This is a genomic window from Caulobacter sp. B11, assembly GCF_002737765.1.
Lineage (GTDB): Bacteria > Pseudomonadota > Alphaproteobacteria > Caulobacterales > Caulobacteraceae > Caulobacter.
The window spans coordinates 1-3,261 of sequence record NZ_PEGG01000268.1 but is presented as its reverse complement, the minus strand read 5'-3'; the positions used below and the strand labels follow the sequence as shown (position 1 = coordinate 3,261).

Sequence of the window (3,261 nt, the reverse complement as noted above, 5' to 3'; positions counted from 1 at the left end):
CGGCCAGCGGCGCGGCATAGTTGCCCCGGATCGATCGCCCACCGCCCCAACTGTCATTTTCGTAGTGTTCCGTCGCGCAGAACGGCCCCGGCGCCGCTGCCGGCGGATCGTACGGCCAGGACCGTTGGAGTCGCTCGATCCCATGCCGTCCGACAGGGTGACGCCCCAGGTGCGATCGCCCTCGCGGGCGGTGAACTGGTAGGAGCCGCCAAAGATGTCGTGCCCACCATCGAACACCATGCCGTTGAGGGTCAGGATCGCCTGACGACCGCTGGTCTTCTTGAGAACCACATTGGCGACCACGCCATAGCCCTGCATGTCGACGCCGGGCGCGCCGCCGCGGACCAGCTCGATGCGCTCGACCTGGCTGGCCGGGGTGCGCGACAGCACATTGGAGCCCGTGTCGTTCTTCGACGCCGGCCGGTTGCTGTTGATCAGGATGTTGCCGACCGCGCCCTCGAAACCGCGCGCGCCCGAGCCGTCGTCGACCGAGAACCCGGGGACGCGATTGACCATGTCCAGGGCCGTATTAGGCCGTTGGGCGACGAAGAAGTCAGGCGCGAAAACCAGAACGCCGCGCTGGCCGGCGTCAACGGCGGTGGCCGGAACGGTCGATGCGGGGGCGGCATGGGCGCTGGCCGCGGCGACGGACAAGACAAACGCCGTGGTGGCCAGCAAAACGATCTTGGTCATCGGATCCCCCAGAACTTAATGTTCAGAGGTCTGACGGCCCGGTCCATTCATCTCAAGTTACAAGATGGAAAGGTGGGTTACATTGCTGACATCATTACATGATGTTCATGTTTCAATAGGTCGAATTACATGGATCAACGGGTGTCAGACGGGAGAAATTTTAATTGAAGATCGCCGTCGAGCCCTTACAGCGCAACAAAACTAGCGGCGACCATAGCCTCCGCCGCCGGGCGTCTCGATGACGATCGCGTCGCCGGCCGACATCTCGACCTCGGCGGTCGCGCCCAGGACTTCGATCGTCCCGTTCGCCCGCTCGACCCGAGCGAGGCCCAGCCGGCCCGGCGCGCCGCCCGCCAGGCCGAACGGCGGCACACGGCGGCGGTTGGACAGCAGGGTGGCGGTCATGGGCTCACGGAAGGCGATCTTGCGCACCACCCCGTCTCCGCCGTGGCGCGCGCCATCGCCGCCTGAGCCGCGGCGAATGGAAAAGGCTTCGACCAGCACCGGATAGCGGGTCTCCAGGACCTCGGGATCGGTCAGGCGGCTGTTGGTCATGTGGGTCTGGACCGCATCGGCGCCGTCGAAGTCCGGTCCCGCGCCCGCGCCGCCGCAGATGGTCTCGTAATACTGGCGGCGCTGGTCGCCGAAGGTGAAGTTGTTCATCGTGCCTTGCGCCGCCGCCATTACGCCCAGGGCGCCGTAGAGGGCGTCGACCACGACCTGGCTGGTCTCGACATTGCCGGCCACCACGGCGGCCGGATAGCGCGGCCGCAGCATCGAGCCCTCGGGAATGACCAGGTCCACCGGCCGCAGGCAGCCGTCGTTCATCGGGATGTCGTCATCAACCAGGGTGCGGAACACATAGAGCGCCGCCGCCCGGCAGATCGAGGCCGGGGCGTTGAAATTGGTGGGCACCTGGTCGCTGGTGCCGGTGAAATCGACCCGCGCCGCGCGGGCGACCCGGTCGATGGTGATCGCCACCTTCACCACGCAGCCGTCGTCCAGCTCATAGGCGAAGGCGCCGTCCGGCAGGGTGGCCAGCACCCGGCGCACCGCCTCCTCGGCATTGTCCTGCACGTGGGCCATATAGGCCTCGACCACGTCCTGGCCGAACTCGACGACCAGGCCGGTCAGGCTTTCGGCGCCGCGCGCGCAGGCCGCCACCTGGGCCTTGAGGTCGCCGATGTTCTGGTCGGGATTGCGGGCCGGCCAGCGGCCCGAGCCCAGCAGGGCCCGAACCTCGGCCTCCAGGAACCGCCCGCCCTCGACCAGCAGGACGTTCTCGATCAGCACCCCCTCCTCCTCGACCGTGCGACTGGCCGGCGGCATCGATCCGGGCGTGACGCCGCCGATGTCGCCCTGGTGGCGCTGCGACATAGAAGGTCAGGTCGCCCGCCGCATCGAACACCGGCATGACCACGGTCACGTCCGGCAGGTGGGTGCCACCCTTGTAGGGGGCGTTGAGCATATAGACGTCGCCGGGCTTCAGCCCCCGACCGTCGTGCAGCCGCCCGTCGCGGATCGCCCGCACGCTGTCGCCCATCGAGCCCAGATGCACCGGCATGTGCGGCGCATTGGCGACGAGGTTGCCGGCCCGGTCGAACAGGGCGCAGGAGAAGTCCAGCCGCTCCTTGATATTGACCGAATAGGCGGTGTTCTGCAGGGCGAAGCCCATCTCCTCGGCCACGGCCATGAACAGGTTGTTGAACACCTCCAGCATCACCGGATCGGCCTTGGTCCCGGCCGCGTGGCGGGGCGCGAGGGGCTCGATCCGGGTCAGGATCAGGTTCGACCGGTCGTCCACCCGCGCGCGCCAGCCGGGCTCGACGACCGTGGTGCCCGTCGCCTCCCGGATGATGGCGGGGCCGGGAATCATCGCGCTGATCGGCAGGTCCGCGCGCTCGAAGACCGGCGTGGCGCGTTCGGCGCCGGCCATCCAGCTGGACACCGTGGTCAGAGGTGACGCGTCGCCGGTCGCCGCCTCGCCCAGCGCCGGCTCGCCGCCCGCGTCGGCATGGCCGATGGCCTCCACCGCCAGGGCCTCGACGACCAGGGGCGTGGCGGGGGCGGTGAAGCCGAATCGCCGCTGGTGAAGGGCTTCGAATCCGGCCCGCACCGTCGCCGGATCTCCGTACGGGACCCGAAGCGGGGTGTCGGTTCCCGCATATTTGACCAGCAGGCTGGCCTGGGTCTCGACAGCGGTCAAAGGCGCGTCCTGGGCCCGCAGATCCGCCTCGACCCAGGCCGCCAGGTCGACCACGCGCCCGTCCAGGTCGCCGGCGTCCGCCAGAGGGCGCTCGATGCTGGTCTCCCGATGGCCCGCAGCTCGGCGAGGCCCATTCCGTAGGCGGACAATACGCCGGCGAACGGATGGATCATCACCTGGCTCATGCCCAGGGCGTCGGCCACCAGACAGGCATGCTGGCCGCCCGCGCCGCCGAAACAGGCCAGGACATAGCGGGTGACGTCATAGCCGCGCTGGATCGAGATCTGCCGCACGGCCTTGGCCATGTTCTCGACGGCGATGGTCAGGAAGCCCTCGGCGATGGCCTCGGGGCGCATGGCTTC

Annotated in this window: 1 protein-coding gene and 1 pseudogene; both read right to left on the bottom strand. The window is 68.6% G+C overall.

Annotated elements, in window-relative coordinates; translation table 11 throughout:
• Nucleotides 1-693: TonB-dependent receptor plug domain-containing protein (locus CSW58_RS10775; protein ID WP_369825162.1), on the bottom strand; the 693-nt coding region annotated here is incomplete at its 3' end.
• Between the two features lie 201 nt (nt 694-894).
• A pseudogene (locus tag CSW58_RS10770) lies at nt 895-3,261 on the bottom strand (hydantoinase B/oxoprolinase family protein); the annotation flags it as partial.